This is a genomic window from Fluoribacter gormanii (assembly GCF_900156395.1).
In the GTDB taxonomy this organism is placed as follows: Bacteria; Pseudomonadota; Gammaproteobacteria; order Legionellales; family Legionellaceae; genus Legionella; species Legionella gormanii.
In genome coordinates this window covers 36,414-61,618 of sequence record NZ_FTNL01000021.1, presented here as the reverse complement: position 1 = coordinate 61,618, position 25,205 = coordinate 36,414, and the positions used below count along the sequence as shown (strand labels likewise).

The window sequence follows — 25,205 nt, the reverse complement described above, 5'->3', positions numbered from 1 at the left end:
CGAATTGCCCTTAAGGTAAATGAATCAACGCGGAAATTAAAACAGTTTTTCACAATAGTAGTTTATATTTAGAACTATAATTTTCTGGAAGCATTTAAAAGGGAATTCAAAATGCACAAAGTTAATTCTTTATTTTTTATTTATAATGACCTATTTGATATCAATGAATCCAATCCACTAGCCAAATGATACACTGTACGAAACCCGGCTTGTCTTAACAACATCAGAGCTCGTTGACTTCTTTGTCCTGACTGACAGTAAATAAGGGTGGGTTGTAACGGATTTAATTCATTACAGCGATCTGGCAATTCAGCCAGTGGAATTAAAGTTCCACCCAGGTTATTCCTATTGTGTTCTGAAACTGTTCTTACATCCAACAATAATGCGTCGGGATTTTTTTGCAAAAATCTTGGTAAATCATGTGATGATACTGCAAAAGAGTTCATCTCATCGGATGGTAGGCATTGAGTAAAAATATTTTTATCTACTGTTTGGCCGTACACACAGAAGGGACATTCTTTATTTTTAACCAAATGAATATTTTTCATTTCCATTGATAAAAAATCGATACAAAGCAAACGATTTAATAAAGAAACTCCACTTTGAGTAATCCATTTGATAATTTCTGTCGCTTGCAGGATCCCTAGTAAACCTGGGAGAGTACCTAACACACCATCATTTTGACAATTTGCAACTGAATCAGGAATCACTGGAAACACACAGTGTAAACATGGATTCTCTTTTCCATAAAACAGCGAACAATGACCTTGAAATTGATATGCGCTGGCATAAACATATGGTTTTTCTAAGCGATAGCAAATCCCGTGGGTCAAATAACGGGTATAAAAATTATCCGAGCAGTCAGCAACAAGGTCATACTGCGCGATGATATCTTCAGCATTCTCATCACTTAAACGAGCGTCATAAGCCTGGATGTTAATATTTGAATTCAAAGCCTGTAACTTCATTTTTGCAGTGGTCGCTTTTAGATGATGGATATCCTTTTCTTGATAAAGTATTTGCCGATGTAAATTGCTTTCTTCGATCAGATCATCATCAATTATGCCTAAAGTCCCTACTCCTGCACCTGCAATGTATGGAAGTAATGTTGCTCCTATTCCTCCCGCACCAACACATAATACACGCGCTTTTTGGAGTTTTTCTTGTCCATGAACGCCTATCTCTTCTAATTTGATTTGCTGTGCATAGCGCTTTAATTTGGATGAAACGGACATGTTTAGCCTCTCATTGTTCCATTAAACTCAAAAGCTTCAGAGTAGATTGGTCTGGATCTGAAGCTTCAGTGATTGCAGAAATAAGGGCAACACCTTGAACACCTGTCGCCACCACATCAGGCATGCGCTCGATATTAATTCCCCCTATAGCAACCAAAGGATAATTTAACGTACGTTTCCAGCGCTGTAAGCATTCAACCCCTTGAGCTGCAAAAGGCATTTCTTTGCTTGTTGTCGGAAAAATAGGGCCAATTGCGATATATGAAGGACTCAGTGCATGCGCTCGTGCTACTTCATAGTAACAATGAGTACTTACTCCCAGCAAAAGCCCTCGCTCTCTAATTGCATCAAGATCCGCGGTATCCAAATCTGATTGTCCTAAATGCACCGCTTCTGCATTCAACTTTAAAGCCATTTCCCAGTAATCATTTATAAATAAAGTAGACTGATATTTTTTAGCCAAAGCAATGCTTTGCCGCATCTCCTCTTCAAGCGTCTCTGTTTTTTCTTTAATTCGCAATTGAATGGTTTTTACTCCAAAATTTAAAAGCCGTTCCACCCAAGAAAATCGATCAACCACTGGATAAAGGCCTAATCGATGGCATGGCTTAAATGGCTGCGGCCTTTCATATAATGGCTTAGATGCAAGATATGGTAAATCTGTTTCATCTTCTGGAAAACCACCGTAATACACACTCACTTGCCCTCGACGTACTGCCTGATGTACGTACATTTTTGCTATGACTAAAGCATCTTCAAGCAAATGACCAAGGGCCATTGCACCAGTAATTGCAGCTGAGAGTATTGAACGAAGTTCCGGATATTTTGCATCATCAATTCGATGTTGAGTTAGCCAAAATGAACGGGTTCCATTGGTCCAATAATCATGCTGCCATGAAGATTCCTGCATAGGCTGTCCTAAAAGAAATACACTTTTAGCGCCAAGGGTTAATAGTTCATATGCCGCTTCTTGCATGGCGTGATGCGTTTTAACCCGACAATTTAAAATAAATTCAGCTTCATGCGTATTTAGTACCAAAACATCTGCAAGAGAAAATCCTGTGCTGACATTACGCTTATTTTCCTCAGCATATTGGGATAAAGATAAGCTGAAATCCCAAACTACAGGTCCCGAGTAATGATTTAGAATCTGAATGTCCTCAGCAGAAAATCGCTCTTCAATTTTAATTGCAGCAGGCTGAGTTTTATGAAATTGCTGTGTTTGCATCTCAAGACCCAGCCCTCGAAATGTTTGTCTATCTGCTTCATTACCAATGTTGGTCCACACAGTGCTCATAATGCGATCTCCTGATGCCAAAACGGTGTATCGATTAAAGGAGTACACGATTGTGCCGTAATTCGTTCAGGCATAATGCCCGCTTCAAAAGCAGAACGCCCTGCGATGACAGCATGTGAAAAAGCTTCTGCCATAGTCACTGGATAAATCGATGAAGCGACCGCGCTATTCAATAAGACCGCGTCAAATCCTAATTCCAAAATACATGATGCATGAGATGGCTTCCCAATTCCCGCATCGACAATCAAAGTTACATCCGGTAATCGTTGTCGTAATGTCTCCAAAGCAAAAGGATTAAGCAGTCCTTTTCCAGAACCTATAGGGGCGGCCCAGGGCATCAAAATACGACAGCCACAATCCACTAAACGCTGACATAAAACCAAATCATCCGTACAGTAAGGAAACACTTCAAAACCTCGTTTTACTAATTCGGCGGCAGCATGTAACAATTCAAAAGGATCGGGTTGTAAACTGTAATCATCACCAATTACTTCCAATTTAACCCAAGAAGTTTGAAATAATTCACGTGCCATTTCAGCTGTAGTAATCGCTGTTTGTGCGTCACGGCAGCCCGCAGTATTAGGAAGTATATTGCAATCCAAAGACTGTATGGTTTGCCAGAATAAATCGCCATCCATGTCACAAGGCATTTGCCGTTTTAAAGACACAGTAATCACATTGGTTTTGGAAGCTCGAACAGCATCGGTCATTATCTCAAGTGATGGATAGCCTGCTGTCCCCAAAAGCAAACGACTTGTTAAGGGTTTATCTGCTAAATACCACATCGCCCTACCCTCCTTGCATCGGAACAATTAAATCAATACGATCTCCTTCACACAAGATAGTGTTGGAAAACATAGATTTAGGAACAAACTGATTATTAATTGCGATTGCTACATATGCAGCAATACCCTCTCTCTGCTCAAGCATTTCCTGTAAGGTACAGGATGAATCAAGAGTGTATGGTTTATCGTTTATATAAATGATCATGTATAAGCCTCCCAAAGCTCAGGATAACAAATGTCTTTTTGATTGCTCTTTATTCCACGTAGAATTTCCTCTACTAATGCCGGAGCGATTAAATATCCATGACGATAAAGTCCATTAACAGCAATAAATTGCTGGGTATATCTTATACGTGGCTGGTGATGCACCAAGGTTGGGCGGCAATGCGTCACTGTCTTAACTACCCGTGCTTCAGCAAAACCTCGATGCACATAGTACGCAGCGGTTAATAATTCCAGTGTGGTACGCACTGAAATTGGGCTGGAATCTTCTGTCTCTAACTCACTGGCGCCGATCAGGTAATAAGAATTAGGACGCGGTGCAATATAAATATTATATCGTGGATGCAGGAGGCGTATTGGCCTTTTTAATTGAACATCAGGTGCATGCAGCCAAAGAAGTTCACCACGAAGTCCACGCAAATTTGGAAAAGTACTTTTCGCTCCAAGACCTCTGCAATCAAAAACAAAATCAAATGGATAAGATTTCTCTCCTGTTTCTATCTCACCTGGATGAACACGGGAAACAAAACTATGATCTCGCCAAATAGCGCCGTGCTGGCAAAGATGCTTTTTAAGTTCCAGCAATAACGTCTGATTATCAAGTTGTGCTTCTTTGGGAAAATAATAAGCCATTTTCAACTGACCCAGTTCTGGTTCCAGTTGGCTTAATTCATTTTGAGTCAGCAACTGATAACAGGAGTCACTTAATTTATTCACAATTCTGCCACTAAATTGTTGCCATTCAGCTTTATCTTGAGGATGGTGTACCACAAGACATCCTTTTTGGCGAAAATAGACGGGGGCAGCTAATTGATTCAGAACAGATCTCCATAAGGTGTCAACTGACTCCATTCCCAAATTAAAAATCACTTGCTCCGCTTTATCGAGTTCTGACATTGGTGCCAAAAGGCCTGCTGCTGCATTACTGCAATTATTGAAAAAGGATTCTGCCTCAAATAATGTCACTTGCCAGCCTTCGTTTTGTAAACGTAAAGCCAATAGACACCCCATAATTCCAGCACCAACAACAGCAACATTTTTCATGTAATTAGAATCACCTTTCTCAATATATTGGTAGCCTGTTTGCAACTGCATCCAGGCTACAATCTTAATTTCATTCACTAACACAACACGCAATAGGTTCCAGATCCGAATGAGGTATCTTAGGGAGCAACTCATTCGTATAACAGGCATTTACCGCAAATGACTCATCGATAATTCCCAAATGCTTGCCGAAACGACCTACTTTATTCCAATCACGCTCCACATTTAAAAGAGTACGCGAGAAAAAGGGTAAACTGCGGATGAAAATTGTATGATACATAGGAGTTCGCAATTGAGGCTTCATCCTGCATAAAAGTTCATAAGCTTCATCGGGATTTTCGGTGGTAAAAGCAGCACCCCGTTGTGTGGCATTGAGAAATCCTTTAAGAGTTTCAGTTTTTTTGAACATGCGTTCTGGCACAATAAATTGAATGGAACAAAAGCAGCAACAACCTAAGCCAGCAAGCTGATCGATGCGCAGAAATACCGTTTCACTTCTTAAATGTTCTAATTCAACTTTTTGAAAATTAATAAAACCAATCCCTGTATCAACGATGTCACGACAAATCGCATCAGTAACATTCATGCCGATGCGAACTGTTTCATAACTTGAGGGATCAATGCCAGCTAATGTTGCCAAATTATCGATAATGATTTTGCCAAACTCACCAATATAACCAACTCGTTTACCAACAATATCCTGAAATGAGCTAATACCACTGGATTTAAGTGCAATCAGACCTGTAGGAGGTTCATCCAATAACGTACCAATTGAGGTAACAGGATAGCCTTTTGCACGAGCCGCTAAGGTATGAATCATGGCTTTGACCCCAAAATCAACATGCCCCATACCCACAATTTCAGTCACATCGCTTGGATCGCTAGGTTCTAAAATTGCGAGTTTTATACCTTCTTGTTGGTAATAGCCTAACGCCTGGGCAACAAAAATAGGGGTATGGTAAGGGTTTGCATACCAATTAAGTAATAGGGTAGTTCTCGTAGATAACGCGCTCATGCCATAGCTCCTTGTATTAATTAATAAAATAGGATGGCTAAAGATATCGCGTTAAGACTTAATAGAAGAAATGAATCTGCATTGAGCAAACAGTTAAATAACTCTTAAAGACTGGTATACCATACGGTATAGAGTACTCCAGGAGATTAGCTGTTTTAAAAATGAATACAGATTTAAGGCGTTCTTACGCTGGTATGAACCAGATCAAGTTCAACGGGTATTTCTCAGACGTTTATCACGACACCCCGCGCCATCAAATTGACCGTAATGCTAGCTGGTATGGGAAAAACTGTCAAATATTATCAGAGGCCCCTCATCCGCCCTAACGGGCACCTTCTCCCCAAAAAGGGGCGGAGAAAGGAGAATGATTGCTCCCCTCACTATTCATGGAATAAGAATACCCCATATCCCCTCTCCCATTTATGGGAGAGGGCTAGGGTGAGGGTTAAAAAGTCCTCAACTCACCCCAAATTCTGCACATAAAACACATTATGCTGGATCAAAAATCGCTGACATAATAAAGGAGTATGTTGCAATAGATGATGCAAATAAGCCCGAGTAAATTGTTGCGAACACGTAGGGCAAGCACAATTCGCATCGATCATTTCAAATTGCATTTGTGTTTTTGAATCCATTAGATCCACAGTACCTGTCTTGCTGTATACTTTTCCTTGCATTGCTGCCTGAGCTGGCTCATCCGTCTCAATAAATCCTATTCCCCGATGACGCAAACGTTGGATTATTTCAGACTCAAAACATCCCATAACATAACGTGGGATATGGGACCATTGCTCCAATTTCACCCAATTTGACTCATTCAAAATCTTAAAATATACCCCATGCGGTCTCATAACAACATGCTGTTCCAAGTCATCACCATGAATAAATGGAACAATTGCATCATCCCAATCATCCCAAATTTGTGGAAAATCCCGCATGATATTTTGGGGTAATAGTACTGCATCGGGTTTCAGATGCTGGATAAGTCCGATGAGTTCTTCTAGGGTAATTTTGACTCGGGAACCATCATAGGGAGACTTGAGAACATAAACTTTTTCTTTATTGGCAACAAGTGACGCTGCATTGATTATCATCCTCCCAGGACATGCCAGATAATGGGCTAAATCAGATATTTTTTGAAGCGCAACCTGACCAGGTTTATACAACAAACGCTCCAAAGAATAGGATGCGGCAGATACCTTTACCTCTTGCCAATTTGCCGTTGTAAGGCACAAACCTGCTTCTGAAGTTAAAACAGGTATAAAATTTTGTACTGCAGCCAACATTACTGATCTCCTGATTTACAGCAATAAACTTGTGTCGCCATAACTAAAAAACCTGTACCTTTTTTCAATTGCTTCCTGGTAAAGCATCATTGCTTGTTTATGGCCTATAAAAGCAGAAACCAGCATTAATAAGGTGGACTCAGGCAAGTGAAAATTAGTCATTAATCCATCGCAAATCTTAAACTCATATCCTGGGAATATAAAGATGTCTGTATCTCTGCTACATGGGGTCAGCGCCCCATTTTGCGCAGCACTTTCTAGACTACGTAAAGTGGTTGTACCTACTGCAATTACTCGATTTCCTGCAGCTTTAGTGGCATGTACTGCCTCACATAATTCAGGGCTAATTGTAAATCGTTCACTATGCATTTTATGATCTTTAATATTATCACAACGAACAGGTCTAAATGTTCCAGCTCCTACATGCAAAGTAAGATACGCTACAGTAACTCCTCTTGAGCGTACGCTGGATAATACATGCTCATCAAAATGTAGACCAGCTGTGGGAGCAGCAACAGATCCCTCATATTTTGCATAAACCGTTTGATAACGATTCTGATCCAAGGTTTCATCACTTCGGGTAATATAGGGTGGTAATGGAATATGCCCTATACCATTCAATAAGTTCAAGACATCCATATCCGCTTGGCAAAGAAATAAATCATCCTGTCGATCAAGGACTTTGATTTCCTTACCCTGTTCCAACTGAATCGTTGATCCCGATCTCAGCGCTTTACTGGCCTTAATATGAGCTAGAAAGGTAAACTCGCCAGTAATACGCTCAACCAATAACTCCACTTTTCCTCCAGTAGTTTTATGGCCATAGAGTCTGGCTGGAATTACCTTGGAATCATTCATTACCAATAAATCGCCAGGGTTTAAAAAGTCAGCAATTTCACGAAACTGGCGATGACCATATTCACCGTTCTTACGATTATAGATTAAAAGACGTGAGTCACTGCGATTAGCTAAGGGATACTGCGCAATGAGTTCTGGCGGCAAATCAAAGTAAAAATCTTGTTTATTCATAGAGCAACCTGAAAATAAATTGCCGCTATTATACACGGATTACGACCATTCATCACTCCTGACGAACAAGAGTCATAATTAAGGATTCAATGAATGGTTTTGGGTTCTGCAACCATGAACCCAAAACCTGCTATCTACATTTTATTGAGATAACTCAATAGCAATACTTTGTCTTTACAATTTTACAACAGGGTATAAGGGAGTAAACGATGTCTGGGAGTTTAAAAGATGGAGATCCTGAACTTCTGAAGAATCATCGGAAAATACCTTAGAATGGATTGGATTAGTATCTTTCCCATATGTAGCTTTCTTTTGGGGAAGGAAGTCACTGCCCATTTCGGAATAAGAGCCTGTTATTTCAGAGCCTACATCCTGCTTTTCTGAACCCGAAGATTTTGAAGTACGAGCATTCACCGCTGCTTTAACTCCCATCCCAGCCAAACCACCAATGAGTAAAAATGGTGAACAAAGTACAGCGCCTATAGATTTCATAACGCCTTTAAAACTCAATCCATCTTCATTAACAACTCGTGATTTAATCATGTCAAACACATTTTTATCACTGCTATAGCATTCTTTAGCGCTAGAATACAAAGAAACCAAACCTAAAGCCCCATATAAGACAAGGGCACCGATTCCAAAAGTTGCAGCATTAAGAGCAATTGCACTCGCAGCACCTGCTCCTGCAACTCCTGCAGAAGCAGCCATTGCCCCCATAGAAAACTTAGCTATCAACGCAAAAATGATAATTGGAAGAATGATAAAAGAACCTATGAGTAGTGCCCCAGTGCCTGCGTAATTGCCTTGATTATAGTGATATCTATAACGGCCAGTATTGGAACTTGATACCGGAAATCGAGGAGCATGCGGTGTTGTGACTTGAACATGAGGGGTATAAGATCTAGTAACAACGTTGGGGGCATGATGATGATTATGATGATGACCGCCTCCCGAATGAATAACACCAGTAAATTGATCATGACGATGATGATTTTGATACGCCACTTTTATTCTCCTTTTGTTTTTATTAAATTCCAAACTTGAGGCAAGAAGTATAAAAAAGAAAACTTAAGGTTTTATTAATAAAATCACCGAATCTTTACAAAATAATTACATTTCTTTACATAAAGATTATATGATGATTAATAGAAAAACAGACAGTATCCAAATTAATCCACTCGCAACATAAGGATGCTGATATCCCTTAAAATTTTTTCTTCGGGACAGAACATCAAGAATAAGAACCGGAACCACAGAAAGAACAGTTAACATAAATACCAATACTACTGACACCGCGCCCTTCTCAAAAGGCATTATACGCACTAAAAAATTTAATACATCATGTAATATTTCTCGTGCGTAAAATATTCCCCATAAAAACCAGAAATTAAAAGTATAAATAAACCAGGATGCAACAAACATTGGTATTAATAATTTGGCTCCTTTTATAGCAAAGAGTTTTTTAAAGGCCTTGATAAATTCTTCTGAAAAGAAAACCGTAATGGCACTAAAAAGAACAACCAAAGCTAAGGTTAATAACATTTATCTGTTCCTTTTCTCAACATCTTCTAATACCTCCCAGCGCTCATAAAGCTGGGCTAATAAAGTTTCATCTTCAGCCAATCCTTGATTTATCTTTGTAATCACTTGAGCATCTTGTTGGTAAAATTTAGGATCAGCCATTTGTAATTGTAACTCCGCTATTTTTCCTTCCAATTGCTCTATTTTTTGTGGTAATTGTGCAAGCTCACGTTGCTCATTAAAACTTAATTTATTTGTTGCCGTAGTTCGTTTTACAACCGGTGCTTTTGTTACCTGATCACGCTGTTGTTGTTTCTTATGCATTTTATATTCATCATAACCACCAACAAATTCATTAAACTGCCCGGCTTCCTCATAGACCAGAACACTGGTAACGACCTGATTAATAAAGGCTCTGTCATGGCTAATTAATATTAACGTTCCAGGATAATCAGCTAACATACCTTCCAGGAGCTCTAAAGTTTCAATATCTAAATCATTAGTAGGCTCATCCATCACCAACAGATTGACCGGTTTAGCAAATAGTTTTGCTAGTAATAATCTGTTTCGTTCGCCGCCTGAAAGCACTGAAACCGGTTGATTAAAACGCTCGGACGAAAATAAAAATTCACGCAAGTAACTGGCAACATGCTTTTGTTTGCCATTAATCGTTACATAATCTGCCCCATCACCAACATTAAACATGACGGTTTGATCCTCATGTAATTGCCGGCGTAATTGATCGAAATAAGCCACACTCAATGATGTACCAAGCTTTATCTGGCCAGAATCTGGTTGTAGTTCTCCAAGCAATAGTCGCACTAAAGTCGTTTTACCACATCCATTAGGACCAATGATTCCAAGCTTATCCCCCCGGTTTAACAATAAGGAGAAATCACGTAAAATTGTTTTTTCTCCCAAGGTGTAATTAACATGGCTTGCTTCAATGACTACCGAACCTGAACGAGTTACATCCAGAGAAAATGCTTTGACCTTACCTAATTGGTTACGACGTGCTTTATATTCTTCACGCAATGCCTTCAACGCACGAACTCGCCCCTCATTTCGAGTTCGTCGTGCTTTGATTCCTGTACGAATCCATACCTCTTCCTCAGCCAGCTTTTTATCAAATAAATCATTTTGCTTTTGCTCGCTTAGACGAATAGACTCCCTTCTATCCAGATATGTTTCATAATCACAATCATGCTGGTACAACTTTCCTCTATCAATTTCTACAATCCGATTGGATACTTGACTTAAAAACTCTCTATCATGAGTGACCAACAGCACTGAACCTTTGAAACTTTTCAAAAATGACTCCAACCATTCAATTGCTTCAATATCCAAATGGTTTGTCGGCTCATCTAATAATAATAAATCTGGAGTAGCGATAAGCGCAGCGCCTAAAAGCACGCGTCGCTTCATACCCCCAGACAAGTTACTCATACGCTCGCGAGTATCTATGCCTAAACGACTGGCCATAGTCTCAATTTGTGGCAATTTGTCCCATGCATGTAAATTATCCATTTGTTGCTGGCAGATGGCTAATTTATCCATATTACCAAATTGGGATAATTCATTAAAACGGGATAAAACCTCACCTACTTCACCAAGGCTTTTCACTAGAAAATGATAGACTGATTCTTCTTCTGCAATTGGAACTTCCTGCGTAAGTCCAGCAACACGCAATCCAGAAAGTTGATTGATTTGTCCATTATCAGGAATCAAATCTCCCTGCAGGAGTTTAAGCAGAGTGGATTTACCCGCCCCATTTCGTCCAACTAATGCGATACGATCCTGAGGTTGGATCTGCCAATCTGCATTATCCAATAACTGATTACCCGCAATATTGAGGGACACACCATGAAGGGAAATTATACTCATACACTAACTCTGACTCTAAAATATCTAGCCTGTATGAAGCGAAGCAGAGCTCGGTTTTCTTATTATGGATTTCCCGGGTTACAACTTGCGCCTCGTCGAGGCTACTTTATAAATGAATTACTTCGATGATAAAACCATTATACCATCCATCTCAACTTGTGCCCCGCGTGGCAATGCAGAAACTTCTATCGCAGCTCTTGCTGGATAAGGTGCAGCAAAATAACGACTCATTGCTTCATTAATTAGTGGAAAATGACGTAAATCAGTAAGATAAACATTCAATTTCGCTATTTGCGCCAAACTGCCGCCAGCCGCTTCGCAAACTGCTGATAAATTTTCCAAAACCTGAGTAATTTGCAGTTTAATATCTTCACTACATAGTTGCATCGTTGCTGGATCAAGTGGTATTTGTCCTGAAAGATAAACTGTATTACCACACTGGATGGCTTGTGAATAGGTTCCAATAGCCTCAGGAGCCAATTTTGTATTTACAGGTCGCATTAAATATCCCCTTGTTTTTTTCTATAAAGACGCATTACTACTTTATTTGCTCGTAATCGACGCATAACACGAGCCAAATGCGTTCTATCGACAACGCTAATTGAGAAGGTTACCGCATTATGTCGACCATCACGCGGATCGACATTAATATTTCCAATGTTTGATCCTGCTTCAGCAATAGCAGTTGCCAATGCCGCCAATACTCCACGCTCATTCACTACATCAACAGTAATATCAACCCAGTATTCGCCTTCAACCTTCTCATCCCAACGCAAGGCAACAAATTGTTCTGGATTGGTTCGTGAGTTTTTTAATGTAGCACAATCGCTGCTATGAACGATAATTCCTCTGCCTTGTTGGAATTTTCCAACAATGTTATCACCAGGAATTGGCTGACAACACTCACTAAAATGCACCACCATTCCTTCTGTTCCCTTGATTGCCAATGGTCGTGTTTTAATTCCTTTGTCCAACTCATTGGAATCTTGAGTAACCACCAATCTTTTAGCAATTACCATCGGCATTTGATTGCCTATACCAATCGCATAAAGCAAATCATCCATCATTTTATAATGTAAATCGCTTAATAGTGCCTGTAGGGACTCTGGTGGTATTTTAGCATAATCACTAGATAATTCGTTCAATGATTGCTCAAGAAGGCGTTTGCCTAAACTAATTGATTCTGTATTTTGTTGGCTCTTCAGAAAATGACGGATATTTGATCGTGCTTTTCCAGTAACTACAAAGTTTAGCCATGCCGGGTTAGGATGCGCCCCCTGCGCGGTAATAATCTCAACTGTTTGTCCATTGGATAAGGGGATGCTGAGTGGTACCAGTTTTCTGTTTACTTTCGCTGCGACACAACTATTACCTACTCCAGAATGGACTGAATAAGCAAAATCAACTGGAGTCGCCCCTTTGGGTAATTCCATAATATGGCCCTTAGGGGTAAATACGTATACTTCATCGGGAAATAAATCAATTTTGACATTTTCGATAAATTCCAACGAACTTCCCGTGCTGCGTTGCATTTCCAATAAACTTTGTACCCACTCTCTTGCGCGTAATTGTGCTTCATTTACTTCGAGACCGGATGATTTATAAATCCAATGTGCGGCGACTCCATTATCAGCTACTTTATCCATATCACGAGTGCGAATTTGCACTTCCAAAGGGACCCCAAAAGGTCCGAATAAAGTTGTATGCAGCGATTGATATCCATTCGCCTTTGGTATTCCAATATAGTCTTTAAAGCGTTGGGGAACTGGTTTATAAGTACAATGCAACGCACCTAAAATACGGTAACAGGAATCTATATCTTCTGTAATAACACGAAAAGCAAAAACATCGGTAATCTCGGTAAAAGAGGCTTTTTTCTGACGCATTTTTTTGTAAATGCTGTATAAGTGCTTTTGTCTACCAAAGACTTGTTCATAAGGAATATTTAATTGTGCCAAAGCCAGTTGCAAATCACGTTCAATAGTTTGGGTCAATTCACGTCGATTACCGCGAGATTTTTCAACTGCTGATTTAATTGCCCTGTAGCGCATAGGATATAAAGCCTGGAATCCCAAATCTTCCAAGCCTACATAAATTGAATGCATCCCCAAACGGTTGGCAATCGGTGCATAAATTTCCAAAGTCTCTATGGCAATACGCCTGCGCTTTGCATAAGGCATTGCACCAAGAGTTTTCATGTTGTGCAGGCGATCTGCCAGCTTAACGATAATTACACGAATATCTTTGACCATGGCCAAGACCATTTTACGGAAATTTTCCGCCTGGGCTTCTGCCTTTGATTCAAATTTGATTTTAGTTAGTTTGGTAACACCATCTACCAGAGAAGTAATTTCTTCACCAAATTGGCGTGTTAAATCTTCTTTACTCACTGAAGTATCTTCCACCACATCGTGGAGTAAAGTAGCCATTATTGTTTGATAATCAAGTCGCATTCGAGCGAGAATAAGGGCTGCTGCTACAGGGTGGGTAATATAGGGTTCGCCAGAACGACGCATTTGCCCTTGATGCGCTTTCTCAGCAACCAAATAGGCTTGGTAACACTTTTCAATTTGCGACTGCTCAAGATAGCATTTCAGCTCTTCATCGAGCTCCTTAAAGTAGCTCACGCAGTACTCCCTAGTATCTAACATGACCATACCCCTATACCCCTAAATTCACCCTATTAAGGCATCCCCGAATAATCATTATCCTCTCTATGATTCGTAGCTAGGGTGAAAAAGCGGAATCCTGGAATTTTTAGTTACTCAAAAACCTGGGCTTCGCGTCGCTTCGCCCAAGCTAGATAAATAGTTTACCAGTATCCCTAAAAATTACTCTTTATCCAAAATTTCTGGGGTAATTAAACCTTCTGCTATTTCACGTAAAGCAACGACTGTAGGTTTATCATTTTCCCACTCAACCATGGGTTGATCTCCTCGAACTGCAATTTGGCGTGCACGTTTCGTGGCTACCATAACCAGCTCAAATCGATTCGCAACATTCTTTAAACAATCTTCAACTGTAACTCGTGCCATAAATCATTCTCCGGTAGCAAAACCTTGCATTTTACTGCGATGATAACAGGAAAGAAAGTAATTTTGATTGTTTATTTATCTGTCGCTTAATACATAAGCGGTTTGCAATCACAATCGCCCCTAGCTCCATCGCCGCTTTTTCAAAATTATCATTAACAATTAAGTAATCAAATTCAGGATAATGACTCAGCTCATCTTGAGCCTTTTTCATTCGGTCACTAACCACATCATCTTTATCTTGTCGTCTATTTAGTAATCTTTGTCTCAAGACTTCCAAAGAGGGTGGCACAATAAAAATACTTACTGCCTCAGGAAAAGAACGTCTGATCTGAGCCGCTCCTTGCCAGTCTATATCCAGAACCACATCGATACCATTTTGCAATCGTCTTGTAATTTGCTCCATCGAGGTTCCATACAAATGATTGAAGACCCGGGCATGCTCTAAAAAAGCACAATCATCAATCATACGCATAAATTCATTTTCATCAGTAAAAAAGTAGTCCACTCCATTTCGTTCTCCAGGTCGCATTGCTCGCGTTGTATGCGATACGGATACCTCAATGTCGTCCATAGTCTCAATTAACCTTTTTACTAAACTTGTTTTGCCTCCCCCTGAAGGTGCTGCAACAATAAATAAATTACCCGAATAATCACCCACAATAGTACTCACTCAATATTTTGAATTTGCTCACGCATTTGCTCAATTAAAACTTTCATTTCCACCGCACTCTTGGTCAATTCTACAGAGTCAGATTTTGAGCTTAGCGTATTCGCCTCCCTATTTAATTCTTGCATTAAAAAGTCAAGACGTCGTCCTGCGATTTTATTGCAATTTAACGTTCGACTGACTTCATCAAGATGAGTCTGTAGTCTATCTAATTCTTCGCTGACATCAATACGCGTCAAAATTAAAGCAATTTCCTGCTCCACACGTGACTCCTGAACTTCAAGCTTCACGGAGTGCAATCGAGTCAACAGTTTATCTTTTACTTGTTCTGTTTGCGTTAGTACTATAGAGCGGGCTCGCTTAACTTCTTCACCTAATTCACTTAATCGTGCTTCTATATGTGCTTTTAGTGCGCTCCCCTCTGTTATACGCATTTGTTTTAGCTGCTCAATTGCGTCCTTAAATAAAGAAAGCGCCTGCTCTCCTAAAACATCCGCATCGGGCACACTGGCTTGCACCACACCAGGCCAGGATAAGACACGACTAACACCTAAATCATTCGGCAAATGATGTGATGTAGAAAGTTTTTCACTTAAAGTTACTAATGCATTAACCATGCCTATATTTATAAGCATAGACTGATTATTAGAACTTGTATCTTGATATTTCAGCTGACACTCCAATTTGCCACGATTGATTACATCTCGCAACACATGACGCAACTGAGGTTCAATAAATCGGAATGATTCAGGTAAACGAAATGAAACATCCAGATATCGATGATTAACAGACTTGATTTCCCAACAAAAATGACCTTCTTCGATTTGCTTTTGCACTCGTGAGAAAGCCGTCATACTTTGAAGCATATAGAATACCAATGAATAAACCTTGCGCGAATATACCCCAATTTAAAGCAATTGGACAGAGAAAAACCTCTTGATATATACCTTAGCTGAGCGACCTTAATGACCAATATTAAATCAGTTTGGCAATTAATTAAAGTCCTTTGCGTGAAATCCCTTCGAGATTTTATATCCAATTTATCCCGGATTAATCTTTTTTAATCCGGGATTAAAGAATTATTTACTTGGGGATGAACCTGTACTTGATTCCGATTGCTGATTTTGGGACAACAGCTCGCTCATTTTCTCATTCATCCAACTCATCAGCGTTACTGCAGACATTACCCGTAACCCTCGGGGCAGTCCACCATTAAAAAAACCATAAACGCCATATTCTGCATGGATTTTTTGAGTCGTTTTGAAAAAACCTGACGGATTTTTAGCAATTGATGATTGCTGAACTGTCTTTATCACATCAAACTTTTGTGAAGCAAATGTTGCACCTATTCCTGCCAATATACCTGCAAGTGAAGAAGCAACAAAATCATTTGGGCAATACTCTTTTATCCTGACTTTCAATGCAGGAGTTACCGCCAAAAAAAATGTAGAAAACATCCCCTCTCTCAGCATCGTTGCCATCATTCCAGTATAAAGACGAGACCATCCACCTTGCTTTACCAGCTGCGTACTCGCTGAAATAAAACTCGTTTTTTGATGGGTCATAACCATTTCAGTTGGACAACTAATTACCGCAGAACCAACTCCCGCAGCAAATGCACTGATCAGTTTTTGAGTATCAGATAGTTCATATTTATTCTCAAAAAACCATTTTTGGAAGAAACGGTTCAAACCTACTTGTACTGCTGTAATTGGGACCATGCTGGCAGCATTTGGCAATATACCTCGATACAATACTTGTGGATTTAGAGTAAAAGACTCTCTTTTCTGCATTCGAGTTTTTATCGACCACAAGGGGTGATCAACGAACACTTCAAAAGCCCCAGTAACACTTCCCGAGAAAATGCTTTGAACTACACTTAGATTGTTTTTCTTTTCTTTAAAGCGCAACTCTTCTTTATGCGCCTCAAATTTAGTTTGAGTCATAATATTCTCCGATAGCTTATGTCAAATTGAATTCATTACCCGCTCACATCCTCCCTAGAGAGGCGCGGATAACAAAAAGACCGCTCTAGGGGAAAAGGGGTAAGAAAAGAATCACTAATAAAGAGGAAAGGTTTTGAGAATCTACTAAATCGCAGACAAACAGCGCATTTGCAGATAAATCTGCAGATAAAGCCACACTGTGTTCATGACTGCGGTTGTACATAATGAGATTTTTTTATAAAAGAGAATTCAAAATAACATAATGAATCAATGTTAATCAATATGAATATAAATAAATTTTTGGCACTGAATTGACGCTTGATGTAGATTATTTGGTCGATACCTTGCCTATAATTTTCAACCTGCTGCTACCTGGAAAAATCCATGTTCAGCCTAATCCATGTTTGTTTTATTACATACTTTAGGATGCAACTCACGGAGTTAAGCGTTATAATTCCCAATTTTTAACGAGGATTATCCTATGCGCCCAAGTAACCGAGAAGCCAATCAACTACGTTCTGTTAAAATAACCAGAAACTATACAAAGCACGCTGAGGGTTCTGTCCTGGTTGAATTTGGACAAACCAAAGTATTATGTAACGCATCGGTAACCGAAGGTGTTCCCCGTTTTATTAAAGGTAAAAACCAAGGTTGGGTTACTGCTGAATACGGGATGCTTCCACGTGCCACACACAGCCGTACTGAACGCGAAGCAAGCAAGGGTAAACAAGGCGGCAGAACGATGGAAATTCAACGTTTAATCGGTCGTTCTCTAAGAGCCTGTGTTGATCTAAAACTCTTGGGTGAAAATACAATAACACTTGATTGTGATGTAATCCAGGCTGATGGAGGCACAAGAACAGCAGCCATTACAGGTTCCTGTGTCGCCATGAGAGATGCAATAACCTGGATGGTCGAGCGAGAAAAAATTCGCAGAATGCCTGCATTTAATTATATCGCTGCAGTTTCTGTGGGACTCTATCGAGGTCAAGCCGTACTTGATTTAGATTATGCTGAAGACGTTCTTGCTGAAACAGACATGAATGTAGTAATGACCGAAGCCGGACATTTCATAGAAATTCAGGGAACTGCCGAAGACAGACATTTTAATCGCGATGAATTAAACAACATGCTGGCACTTGCCGAAATTGGTATTCCTCAACTAATTGAACTACAGAAAAACGCATGAAAGCCTTTTAGAACTATCGCAGTCTCACTGCAATAAAGTTAAGGATTTTTTGTCATTCCCGCGAAAGCGGGAATCTATTTCTTCATGAAAAGCTAAGCCTCTCTAAAAAATGGATCTCCCTCTTCGTGTAGATGACAAGGGGGGTAGTTAAAATCGCTTAACTTAATGGTTCTTCCTCCTTGCCTTCATGAGGCCAATACTTTAAAACAACGATTTATCAATAGCCACTTCATGCGCTGTATGAGATGAGATAATATTTTTTTTCACCAGTTCTGTTAAATGCTGATCCAACGTTTGCATTCCCTTGGCTTGACCCGTTTGAATGGAAGAATACATTTGCGCTACTTTATCTTCACGAATCAAGTTTCGTATCGCCCCCGTACAAATCATAATTTCCAAAGCAGCAACCCGTCCCCCACCATTTTTTTTCAATAAAGTTTGTGCTACTACAGCTTGCAAAGATTCAGACAACATGGAACGAACCATAGATTTTTCCTCAGCGGGAAACACATCAATAATTCTATTGATGGTCTTGGTTGCCGAATTGGTATGTAAAGTGCCAAATACTAAATGTCCAGTTTCCGCGGCAGTCATTGCCAAACGTATGGTTTCCAAATCCCGCAACTCCCCTACCAGAATGACATCTGGATCCTCACGTAATGCAGAGCGCAAAGCAGCATTAAAACTAAGCGTATCACGATGAACCTCACGCTGATTCAGCAGACACTTCTTACTTTGATGTACAAACTCAATCGGATCTTCAACCGTTAAAATGTGATCATAACGATTTGCATTGATGTAATCGATCATGGCAGCCAAAGTCGTACTTTTCCCAGAGCCTGTTGGACCAGTAATCAGCACTAACCCTTTAGGATAACTGGCCATTTCTTCAAAAATGGATGGCAATCCTAGATCATTCATGCTTAAAATATCAGCAGGAATAGTCCGAAAAACTGCTGCGGCTCCGCGTAATTGATTAAACACATTCACCCTAAAACGGGCTAAATTTGTTATTTCAAAAGAAAAGTCGACTTCTAAAAACTCTTCAAATTCTTTTCTTTGCCTGTCATTCATTACATCGTAGATAATTTTCATTACCTCTTTATGCTGCATGGCAGGTAAATTGATTTTACGCAAATCCCCATCCACTCGAATCATAGGGGGCAAACCCGCGGAAAGATGTAAATCTGATGATTTATTTTTTACAGAAAACGCTAGTAGCTCTGCTATGTCCATTGCTTAATTCATCCTGATTAAATCAATATTAGATTGGACTTTGATGACCAATCTCAAATCCGATGTTATTAGATTAGCTCACGAAGTGGTACTCGGCAAACATTGTTTCTTTTGCTATTGTTGAGATTTTCCAAGGTGTATCAAGAGATCATGAATTTTTATCAAAATCTAAATCAAATTAAACAATTAATCGCACAAACTGAACTTGAATGTGATAGGAACCCCGGGAGTATTCTATTGCTCGCTGTCAGCAAACAACAAAGCATCGAGGCAATCAGGGAGTTATTTCATCTTGGAGTCACTCACTTTGGTGAAAGCTATTTCCAAGAGGCACAACAAAAAATAAATGCATTAAAAAACATGCCTATATGTTGGCATTTTATCGGCCCCATTCAAAGTAATAAAACCAAAGGGATTGCCAATTCGTTTAGCTGGGTTCACAGTATTAGCCGCTTCAAAATTGCTCAATATCTGAATGAATACCGCCCAATCGAATTAGGTCCGATCAATGTTTGTTTACAAATTAGCCTGATAGAAGAAAAAACCAAATCAGGAATCCCCCCAGAACATGCTGCAGAGTTAGCCTTGGCAATCAGCCAACTTCCCCATCTCAAACTAAGAGGGTTAATGACTATTCCTCCCCCACAACATGATATGCGTACTCAATATGAGTTATTTATGCAGCTTAATCAATTGATGCATTCGCTCAATCAGGAACTTGGGCTAAACATGGATACCTTGTCTATGGGAATGAGCGATGACTTAGTCCCCGCAATTAAAGCAGGTGCAACTATTGTTCGCGTTGGGCGAGCATTATTTGGTGAGCGACAAAAATAAAGCGACACGATATAATCCTGAAAAATTAGTTGAATGAATGCAGTATAGGGGAAAATATATGTCTGGGATTATCGCAGTAATGATCTTCGTTGTTTCTTTATTTTTTTCACTAGTCATTTTCAGTTTATGGCTTCGTATCGCCCTACGCTATTTACGTGTTAGCGCCCTTCACCCAGTACACCAGCTTATTTATAAAGCGACCAACCCCATAGTCAATCCCATTCAACTGATATCGAAACAACCCTATAAACCGGGACAAAAATATGATACGTCCGCTATTATTACTCTAGTTCTGGTAGAACTGTTAAAAATTATCTGCATTAGCCTTCTTGCTTTGCATGGAATAATTCCTATCGTCTTCATATTCATTTACATCATTGCAGACTTAATCATTCAACCTTGTGATATTTTATTTTTTGCCATCCTCGTGCGCGTCATCATGAGTTTTGTTAATCCAAATTGGCAGGGCCCCGTAGCTGATCTTTTACGCTTGCTCACAGAGCCCTTGTTAAAGCTTGGTAGAAAGATAGTTCCAGATATTTCAGGTTTTGATTTTTCACCCTTTATCATCCTGGTTTTATTAAAAATTATTACTTTATTTATTAGCGCGAACCTACCCTGGAGATTATTATAAAAGCGACTATACTTAATTTTAAGCAGAGGATTATCAGGATTAAATTATGAAATTGACGCTCCTCAGTAGTACTGGCTTAGGATTGCTCCTCGTACCTTTTAGTCTGTTTGCTGATACACAATCTTATTACTGCCCACAAAATCATGGATACATTAATGTAGGAATGACTCCTGATGAAGTGATCGCAGCTTGTGGACAGCCTATAAGCCAACAGGAATCCAATCAACCTGTTATGCAAAAAATTCCCGTACAGCAACTGATTTACAATAATATGGGTACAAGTACTGCTTTCTATGGAGTATGGAATGTACCTACAGGTAGTGGCGGAGTGCAGCTTGAAATAGATATTGTGAATCAAAAAGTACGATCCATTAAAATGAATGGTTCTGATAGCAACGCGATTTCCGTTTGCCAGGGAGCAAATATTCAAGCCGGTGACCCAGTACAAAAAGTATATTATGCTTGCGGTAGTCCTTCTATAGTAAATAATTCTTTTATCAATGAAATCGTACCCACAGCAACAAAACCTGTAGTTTGGATCTATCAGCCGGGGCAGTATCAACCAACTGTGTCTATGACTTTTGTTAACGGTAAACTACAATCCATTCAATAGAACTACGGCACAAGTAATTCAATGCTTTAAGTTTACTTCAGTTGGTTTTTCTATTTTTTGACAAATACCAATTCAACACTATGGTAAGTTACAAAAATAAGATAAACTCTCAAAATTTTAGTGCAAAGACGCATTATTATTGATACGTTCTTTGTTTTTTCGAATATTTATTGGGGTAAGGCTCGAAATGACGGCAAGTATAGATGAAATTACTATTGCATATGGCGAAAATGGAACAGAAACAGTTAAAGAATTGGATAAGAAAGTATTAACTCGTGGGGCATGGACTACAATTATGTTCAAGTATCAAGATTGGGATAATGCCCAAAATGACTACGGCCCAGTTAAATTTTCAATTCGACGTTATCAAAAGCGTAACAATCAATACTGGCAAAAATCTAAATTTAATATTTCCAGCACCGAACAGGCACAAAAAATCATTGATATTCTTGGTGATTGGCTGAAATAATTCACACCGTTGATTTTCCTATTTGAGTTTTAAAAATGTAGTACATTTAGACAAAAGATTCCTCTACCTCCAGATTGTATTTCGTTTTCTGCATTAATGATGCATTTCTTATGTAACATCCTGTAAATATAATATTTTCCCTTAATAAAAAATCGACCTGCTGGAGGTTTTGTTTGATTGGAATATCCGTGTGCCCACAAAACAACCCTAAAGAATTTTTTTTGTTCTAATTAATCATATTTCTTAAGGTTCAGTTAATTTTTGGTCCGTATAATGAGCTCTCATATTCAACAATTAATATAAGATATAGCTATGCAGTCTAAAAGAGAGTCTTCAAATACAAAATCTAGGCAAACTATAGTTCCATCTATATGGAATACGATAACACCAATGGATTTAATCAAGCAAAGAATGCAAGACGTAAAAGATGGCAAAGCCCCCTCGGTTATACCATTATGGAACTTACCAGCTGTAGGTAAAAATTCCTGGTTTCCAACACCGATGGATTTTATAAGAGAACAAATGAAAACCTCGCAAAACGGGCAAACAATAACTACAAAATGGTTCTCCAGCCTTTACACCACTACTGCTACGTGGTTTGTAACACCAATGGATATAGTAAAGCATAATCTACAAGCCAAAGCAGTGAAAACACCTATGCCGGTAACAACCCCTGTTGTTTCAACTCCAGTTGCCTCAGCTCCTATTGTTCCACCTTTAGGAAAAAAAGGTAGTCCTCTTCCTAAATGGATGCCTGAAATGGATCAGATATACCAAAAAGCTTGGGATGGACTTAATTTTTCAACTGTTGCATTATTCACCAGTTTGAGTATCGTAGTGCTTCAAAGTCCGATAAAAACGATGCTAGTTAATTTAACCAAGAACGGCACGATGATTCCTCCTTACAAGGGTGGAGTTATGGGATTCTTCAATGCAATGTATGCCGGGACTTCAGCCTCTATTTCAGGCTCAGTAATTCGAACTGGCTATGTTACTGGCGCTAAAGGGGGCAGTAAGCCTGTAGAAGAAGGAATTCTAAGAGACGAAGCAGCTAAAGAAGAAGTGAAAAAACATTCATTAGCAAGTTTTCATTATGTCATGGCTATGGCATTAGGCGATATTTTGGTAACCCAAATACCTGAGTCTTTATCTACACTGAGAAAGGCTAATATTCTTCCTGAAAATTTTGTGTGGAAAACACCTCATAACGCGATGAGTTTGATAACAGGAGGCTTTATACCAAGATATGCAGCAGGAATGATTAATTTTGGAGCTTTATGCATTCTTGAGGACGTAATCGCCAAAAACCTGCCATTTAAAGGCGACAAAGCACATTTTATAGGCGGAGGAGTCGCAGGAGCACTTGCTGGCGGTATTGCATATGCACCTACGGTACTTAAAGATTACTTACTCGTACAATCTACGGTTACTCCTGATGGACGCCTGCACAATGCGAACACGTTTAAAATAACCAAAGAGTTATTTTATTGCTTCCTCGGCGATCCAAAAGCTTCCATGAAATCCTTTGGGCAGATGGCTCTGAAACAAGTTCCTATGCGCATGGGCTTAACTGGAGTCATATTTGCTCTTGTTGCTGGTGTTGGGGAAACTATGGGTGCTGAACCGCTGAAAAAAGTTGTTCCAGAAAAATATCAACCTTCACCTGGAAAATCCAGACATAGCATGTTTGCGACCAAAGAAACAACGCCTCGAATTGAAGAAGTGGTTGAAGAGCAAACCAATGAAAAAGAACAAAGTAAAAGTTCCAAATTAAATTAGTGATTAAGGAATATTGCATAATAAACCATTTAATTTTCAAAAAATGATTTGTTATGAATAAATATAGTGTATGATAAATGCTGTAATGTGCAATTTTAAAGCATATTACAGCATTTAACGTTATTAAAAGGATTAAAAATGATGTCACGATTTTTTTCTGGAGTTGTTAAACCAGCTTTTGAAACCACTGGCTACACTATTGCAGCCGCAGTAGTAGGCTCCACAATTCATACACTCACGACTATGAATGATAAAACCAAAGAAGAAAAACCAGAATCTCTTGATGCAGAACAAGATAATTCATCAAGTAACGTAAAAATGAGTTTTTAATTCAAAATCATCATTTAATTTCAATAAATAACCTAAGGATGGTGTTGTCAAAATTGATACCAACACCAATCCAAACAATTTTATAAGAAATGGAAGCTCTATATCCACTCCACACCAGGATGTGAGCGTTCAAAGTACTTCTGAACCATTTGCTCTGAAACCAAATCCAAACGAGCCGGATGCCATTGAGGATTCTTATCTTTATCAATTAATAAAGCTCGAACTCCTTCATAAAAATCGTGGCCATGCATAAAATGACTGACCATGTCATAGTCCATTTGCAAACATTGTGCTAAGGATAATCCCCTGGCTTTTTGTAATTGCGCTAAGGTGACTTTAAGACTCAAAGGAGATTTCTGCGCCAAAGTATTATCAACGGCTTCTGCCCATACTGTATTAGCACTTTGTAATGACCCGCGAATCATCTCAACTGTTGGATGCGCAAAACAGACATCAATCAAGGGTTTAATTTGGCTTACCTCATCAGTAGAAGATGTACTGGCAAAGGCTTGCACACATCGATTGACTCGTTGTATAGCATCTGTTGATAAATCTTCATTCATTAATGCATCATACAAAGCAGGCATTTGTTCCGAAGAGATTATTTTTTTAACCAATCCAGCTTTCATCGCATCATGTGAACTCAAACGATTACCTGTTAACCCCAAGTAAACCCCCAAAGATCCTGGGCATCGTGTTAACAAATAACTGGCACCAATATCAGGAAAAAAACCAATACCGGTCTCAGGCATAGCGAATACGAAACGCTCACTAGCTATAGGGTGACTTCCGTGCATGGAAATTCCTACCCCCCCTCCCATCACAATACCATCAATTAAAGCAATATACGGTTTATCAAAATGATGAATAAAATGATTTAAGCGATATTCATGCCAAAAAAACTGCATTTGTTCCGCATCATTAACTTGACCAGAAAAATAAAGCGAACGAATATCTCCTCCGGCACAAAATGCACTCCCGGGAACTGCTCGCACCACGACAGCATGAATAGCGGCATCATCCTTCCAAAGACTTAATTGTCTTTGGATGCTAAGAATCATATTCAAAGTCAACGCATTCAATGCGCCGGGTCTATTTAATGTGATGACTCCTAATGAACCTTCTTGATTAAAAAGTACTTCGTCAGTCATA

At 39.3% G+C, this 25,205-nt stretch carries 26 protein-coding genes and 1 riboswitch; of the genes, 7 read left to right on the top strand and 19 right to left on the bottom strand.

Annotated features, from left to right (window positions below; genetic code table 11):
* Positions 1-140: 140 nt before the first annotated feature.
* The 17 genes from BW930_RS12945 to BW930_RS12865 all read right to left on the bottom strand — a co-directional run bounded on the left by BW930_RS12945 (position 141) and on the right by BW930_RS12865 (position 16,966).
* Positions 141-1,235, bottom strand: a complete 1,095-nt coding sequence (locus tag BW930_RS12945; RefSeq protein WP_058467773.1) for a ThiF family adenylyltransferase — start codon at positions 1,233-1,235, stop codon at positions 141-143.
* 10 nt (positions 1,236-1,245) lie between these two features.
* Positions 1,246-2,532, bottom strand: a complete 1,287-nt coding sequence (gene thiE / locus BW930_RS12940) for a thiamine phosphate synthase (protein WP_058467772.1) — start codon at positions 2,530-2,532, stop codon at positions 1,246-1,248.
* A complete protein-coding gene (locus BW930_RS12935) occupies positions 2,529-3,317 on the bottom strand; it encodes a thiazole synthase (RefSeq protein ID WP_058467771.1) in 789 nt (262 codons plus the stop codon). Before BW930_RS12935 ends, thiE begins: the two co-directional genes overlap by 4 nt.
* Positions 3,318-3,321: 4 nt before the next feature.
* Positions 3,322-3,522: a sulfur carrier protein ThiS gene (thiS, locus tag BW930_RS12930; protein WP_058467770.1), complete on the bottom strand. Its 201-nt coding sequence runs from the start codon at positions 3,520-3,522 to the stop codon at positions 3,322-3,324.
* Positions 3,519-4,583 (bottom strand): FAD-dependent oxidoreductase, encoded by a 1,065-nt coding sequence (locus BW930_RS12925; RefSeq protein WP_058468043.1) that lies wholly within the window; start codon positions 4,581-4,583, stop codon positions 3,519-3,521. The genes thiS and BW930_RS12925 overlap by 4 nt, the downstream gene beginning before the upstream one ends.
* Positions 4,584-4,653: 70 nt before the next feature.
* Positions 4,654-5,598: an ABC transporter substrate-binding protein gene (locus tag BW930_RS12920; RefSeq protein WP_058467769.1), complete on the bottom strand. Its 945-nt coding sequence runs from the start codon at positions 5,596-5,598 to the stop codon at positions 4,654-4,656.
* A gap of 164 nt (positions 5,599-5,762) precedes the next feature.
* Positions 5,763-5,856: riboswitch (TPP riboswitch) on the bottom strand.
* A 203-nt stretch (positions 5,857-6,059) separates the two neighbouring features.
* Entirely contained in the window at positions 6,060-6,884 is an 825-nt protein-coding gene (locus BW930_RS12915; protein ID WP_058467768.1) for a tRNA-guanine transglycosylase, read from the bottom strand.
* A 15-nt stretch (positions 6,885-6,899) separates the two neighbouring features.
* On the bottom strand, positions 6,900-7,913 hold the full coding sequence (queA, locus tag BW930_RS12910; protein WP_058467767.1) for a tRNA preQ1(34) S-adenosylmethionine ribosyltransferase-isomerase QueA: 1,014 nt from the start codon (positions 7,911-7,913) through the stop codon (positions 6,900-6,902).
* A 174-nt stretch (positions 7,914-8,087) separates the two neighbouring features.
* The gene (locus BW930_RS17195; RefSeq protein ID WP_058467766.1) at positions 8,088-8,918 is read right to left on the bottom strand and encodes a hypothetical protein; all 831 of its coding nucleotides are present in this window, start codon (positions 8,916-8,918) and stop codon (positions 8,088-8,090) included.
* Positions 8,919-9,044: 126 nt separating this feature from the next.
* A complete protein-coding gene (locus BW930_RS12900; protein ID WP_058467765.1) occupies positions 9,045-9,455 on the bottom strand; it encodes a hypothetical protein in 411 nt (136 codons plus the stop codon).
* Positions 9,456-11,318 (bottom strand): ATP-binding cassette domain-containing protein, encoded by a 1,863-nt coding sequence (locus BW930_RS12895; protein WP_058467764.1) that lies wholly within the window; start codon positions 11,316-11,318, stop codon positions 9,456-9,458.
* Positions 11,319-11,435: 117 nt separating this feature from the next.
* Positions 11,436-11,819 carry a RidA family protein gene (locus BW930_RS12890; RefSeq protein ID WP_058467763.1) on the bottom strand — a complete coding sequence of 128 codons (384 nt, stop codon included), beginning with the start codon at positions 11,817-11,819 and terminating at the stop codon, positions 11,436-11,438.
* On the bottom strand, positions 11,819-13,945 hold the full coding sequence (gene spoT / locus BW930_RS12885; protein ID WP_058467762.1) for a bifunctional GTP diphosphokinase/guanosine-3',5'-bis pyrophosphate 3'-pyrophosphohydrolase: 2,127 nt from the start codon (positions 13,943-13,945) through the stop codon (positions 11,819-11,821). Before spoT ends, BW930_RS12890 begins: the two co-directional genes overlap by 1 nt.
* A 204-nt stretch (positions 13,946-14,149) precedes the next feature.
* Positions 14,150-14,353, bottom strand: a complete 204-nt coding sequence (rpoZ, locus tag BW930_RS12880) for a DNA-directed RNA polymerase subunit omega (RefSeq protein WP_010653170.1) — start codon at positions 14,351-14,353, stop codon at positions 14,150-14,152.
* Positions 14,354-14,384: 31 nt separating this feature from the next.
* A complete protein-coding gene (gene gmk, locus BW930_RS12875) occupies positions 14,385-15,014 on the bottom strand; it encodes a guanylate kinase (RefSeq protein ID WP_172461612.1) in 630 nt (209 codons plus the stop codon).
* 5 nt (positions 15,015-15,019) lie between these two features.
* Positions 15,020-15,886, bottom strand: a complete 867-nt coding sequence (locus BW930_RS12870) for a YicC/YloC family endoribonuclease (protein ID WP_058467760.1) — start codon at positions 15,884-15,886, stop codon at positions 15,020-15,022.
* A 213-nt stretch (positions 15,887-16,099) separates the two neighbouring features.
* Positions 16,100-16,966, bottom strand: coding sequence for an MC/SLC25 family protein (locus BW930_RS12865; protein ID WP_058467759.1), 867 nt, complete (start codon positions 16,964-16,966; stop codon positions 16,100-16,102).
* A gap of 481 nt (positions 16,967-17,447) precedes the next feature.
* Here BW930_RS12865 and rph point away from each other — a divergent pair, with 481 nt between their 5' ends.
* The gene (rph, locus tag BW930_RS12860) at positions 17,448-18,155 is read left to right on the top strand and encodes a ribonuclease PH (protein ID WP_058467758.1); all 708 of its coding nucleotides are present in this window, start codon (positions 17,448-17,450) and stop codon (positions 18,153-18,155) included.
* A 201-nt stretch (positions 18,156-18,356) separates the two neighbouring features.
* Here rph and BW930_RS12855 read toward each other — a convergent pair whose 3' ends face one another.
* Entirely contained in the window at positions 18,357-19,391 is a 1,035-nt protein-coding gene (locus BW930_RS12855; protein WP_058467757.1) for a type IV pilus twitching motility protein PilT, read from the bottom strand.
* A 150-nt stretch (positions 19,392-19,541) separates the two neighbouring features.
* On the opposite strand from BW930_RS12855, the gene BW930_RS12850 reads away from it, so the two are divergent.
* The 6 genes from BW930_RS12850 to BW930_RS12825 all read left to right on the top strand — a co-directional run bounded on the left by BW930_RS12850 (position 19,542) and on the right by BW930_RS12825 (position 24,053).
* The gene (locus BW930_RS12850; protein ID WP_058467756.1) at positions 19,542-20,228 is read left to right on the top strand and encodes a YggS family pyridoxal phosphate-dependent enzyme; all 687 of its coding nucleotides are present in this window, start codon (positions 19,542-19,544) and stop codon (positions 20,226-20,228) included.
* Between the two features lie 58 nt (positions 20,229-20,286).
* On the top strand, positions 20,287-20,862 hold the full coding sequence (locus tag BW930_RS12845) for a YggT family protein (RefSeq protein ID WP_058467755.1): 576 nt from the start codon (positions 20,287-20,289) through the stop codon (positions 20,860-20,862).
* Between the two features lie 46 nt (positions 20,863-20,908).
* Complete coding sequence (locus BW930_RS12840; protein ID WP_058467754.1) at positions 20,909-21,475, top strand: DUF2845 domain-containing protein; 567 nt, start codon at positions 20,909-20,911, stop codon at positions 21,473-21,475.
* A 187-nt stretch (positions 21,476-21,662) separates the two neighbouring features.
* Positions 21,663-21,944 (top strand): hypothetical protein, encoded by a 282-nt coding sequence (locus BW930_RS12835; protein ID WP_058467753.1) that lies wholly within the window; start codon positions 21,663-21,665, stop codon positions 21,942-21,944.
* Positions 21,945-22,256: 312 nt separating this feature from the next.
* The gene (locus BW930_RS12830) at positions 22,257-23,723 is read left to right on the top strand and encodes a hypothetical protein (RefSeq protein WP_076547547.1); all 1,467 of its coding nucleotides are present in this window, start codon (positions 22,257-22,259) and stop codon (positions 23,721-23,723) included.
* A gap of 138 nt (positions 23,724-23,861) precedes the next feature.
* Positions 23,862-24,053, top strand: coding sequence for a hypothetical protein (locus tag BW930_RS12825; protein ID WP_131756877.1), 192 nt, complete (start codon positions 23,862-23,864; stop codon positions 24,051-24,053).
* Positions 24,054-24,151: 98 nt separating this feature from the next.
* Here BW930_RS12825 and BW930_RS12820 read toward each other — a convergent pair whose 3' ends face one another.
* Positions 24,152-25,204: an enoyl-CoA hydratase/isomerase family protein gene (locus tag BW930_RS12820; protein WP_058467750.1), complete on the bottom strand. Its 1,053-nt coding sequence runs from the start codon at positions 25,202-25,204 to the stop codon at positions 24,152-24,154.
* Position 25,205 lies beyond the last annotated feature (1 nt).

Bases quoted from the DNA above. Each gene is read 5' to 3' on its own strand.
- thiS (WP_058467770.1), bottom strand. From the start codon at position 3,522: ATGATCATTTATATAAACGATAAACCATACACTCTTGATTCATCCTGT.
- BW930_RS12895 (WP_058467764.1), bottom strand. From the start codon at position 11,318: ATGAGTATAATTTCCCTTCATGGTGTGTCCCTCAATATTGCGGGTAAT.
- rpoZ (WP_010653170.1), bottom strand. From the start codon at position 14,353: ATGGCACGAGTTACAGTTGAAGATTGTTTAAAGAATGTTGCGAATCGA.
- BW930_RS12945 (WP_058467773.1), bottom strand. From the start codon at position 1,235: ATGTCCGTTTCATCCAAATTAAAGCGCTATGCACAGCAAATCAAATTA.
- thiE (WP_058467772.1), bottom strand. From the start codon at position 2,532: ATGAGCACTGTGTGGACCAACATTGGTAATGAAGCAGATAGACAAACA.
- BW930_RS12900 (WP_058467765.1), bottom strand. From the start codon at position 9,455: ATGTTATTAACCTTAGCTTTGGTTGTTCTTTTTAGTGCCATTACGGTT.
- BW930_RS12920 (WP_058467769.1), bottom strand. From the start codon at position 5,598: ATGAGCGCGTTATCTACGAGAACTACCCTATTACTTAATTGGTATGCA.
- BW930_RS12925 (WP_058468043.1), bottom strand. From the start codon at position 4,583: ATGAAAAATGTTGCTGTTGTTGGTGCTGGAATTATGGGGTGTCTATTG.
- BW930_RS12915 (WP_058467768.1), bottom strand. From the start codon at position 6,884: ATGTTGGCTGCAGTACAAAATTTTATACCTGTTTTAACTTCAGAAGCA.
- BW930_RS12855 (WP_058467757.1), bottom strand. From the start codon at position 19,391: ATGGACATAGCAGAGCTACTAGCGTTTTCTGTAAAAAATAAATCATCA.
- rph (WP_058467758.1), top strand. From the start codon at position 17,448: ATGCGCCCAAGTAACCGAGAAGCCAATCAACTACGTTCTGTTAAAATA.
- BW930_RS12890 (WP_058467763.1), bottom strand. From the start codon at position 11,819: ATGCGACCTGTAAATACAAAATTGGCTCCTGAGGCTATTGGAACCTAT.
- BW930_RS12840 (WP_058467754.1), top strand. From the start codon at position 20,909: ATGAAATTGACGCTCCTCAGTAGTACTGGCTTAGGATTGCTCCTCGTA.
- BW930_RS12865 (WP_058467759.1), bottom strand. From the start codon at position 16,966: ATGACTCAAACTAAATTTGAGGCGCATAAAGAAGAGTTGCGCTTTAAA.
- BW930_RS12825 (WP_131756877.1), top strand. From the start codon at position 23,862: ATGATGTCACGATTTTTTTCTGGAGTTGTTAAACCAGCTTTTGAAACC.
- BW930_RS12835 (WP_058467753.1), top strand. From the start codon at position 21,663: ATGACGGCAAGTATAGATGAAATTACTATTGCATATGGCGAAAATGGA.
- BW930_RS12830 (WP_076547547.1), top strand. From the start codon at position 22,257: ATGCAGTCTAAAAGAGAGTCTTCAAATACAAAATCTAGGCAAACTATA.
- BW930_RS12935 (WP_058467771.1), bottom strand. From the start codon at position 3,317: ATGTGGTATTTAGCAGATAAACCCTTAACAAGTCGTTTGCTTTTGGGG.
- BW930_RS12850 (WP_058467756.1), top strand. From the start codon at position 19,542: ATGAATTTTTATCAAAATCTAAATCAAATTAAACAATTAATCGCACAA.
- BW930_RS12870 (WP_058467760.1), bottom strand. From the start codon at position 15,886: ATGCTTCAAAGTATGACGGCTTTCTCACGAGTGCAAAAGCAAATCGAA.
- BW930_RS12845 (WP_058467755.1), top strand. From the start codon at position 20,287: ATGTCTGGGATTATCGCAGTAATGATCTTCGTTGTTTCTTTATTTTTT.
- BW930_RS12820 (WP_058467750.1), bottom strand. From the start codon at position 25,204: ATGACTGACGAAGTACTTTTTAATCAAGAAGGTTCATTAGGAGTCATC.
- queA (WP_058467767.1), bottom strand. From the start codon at position 7,913: ATGAATAAACAAGATTTTTACTTTGATTTGCCGCCAGAACTCATTGCG.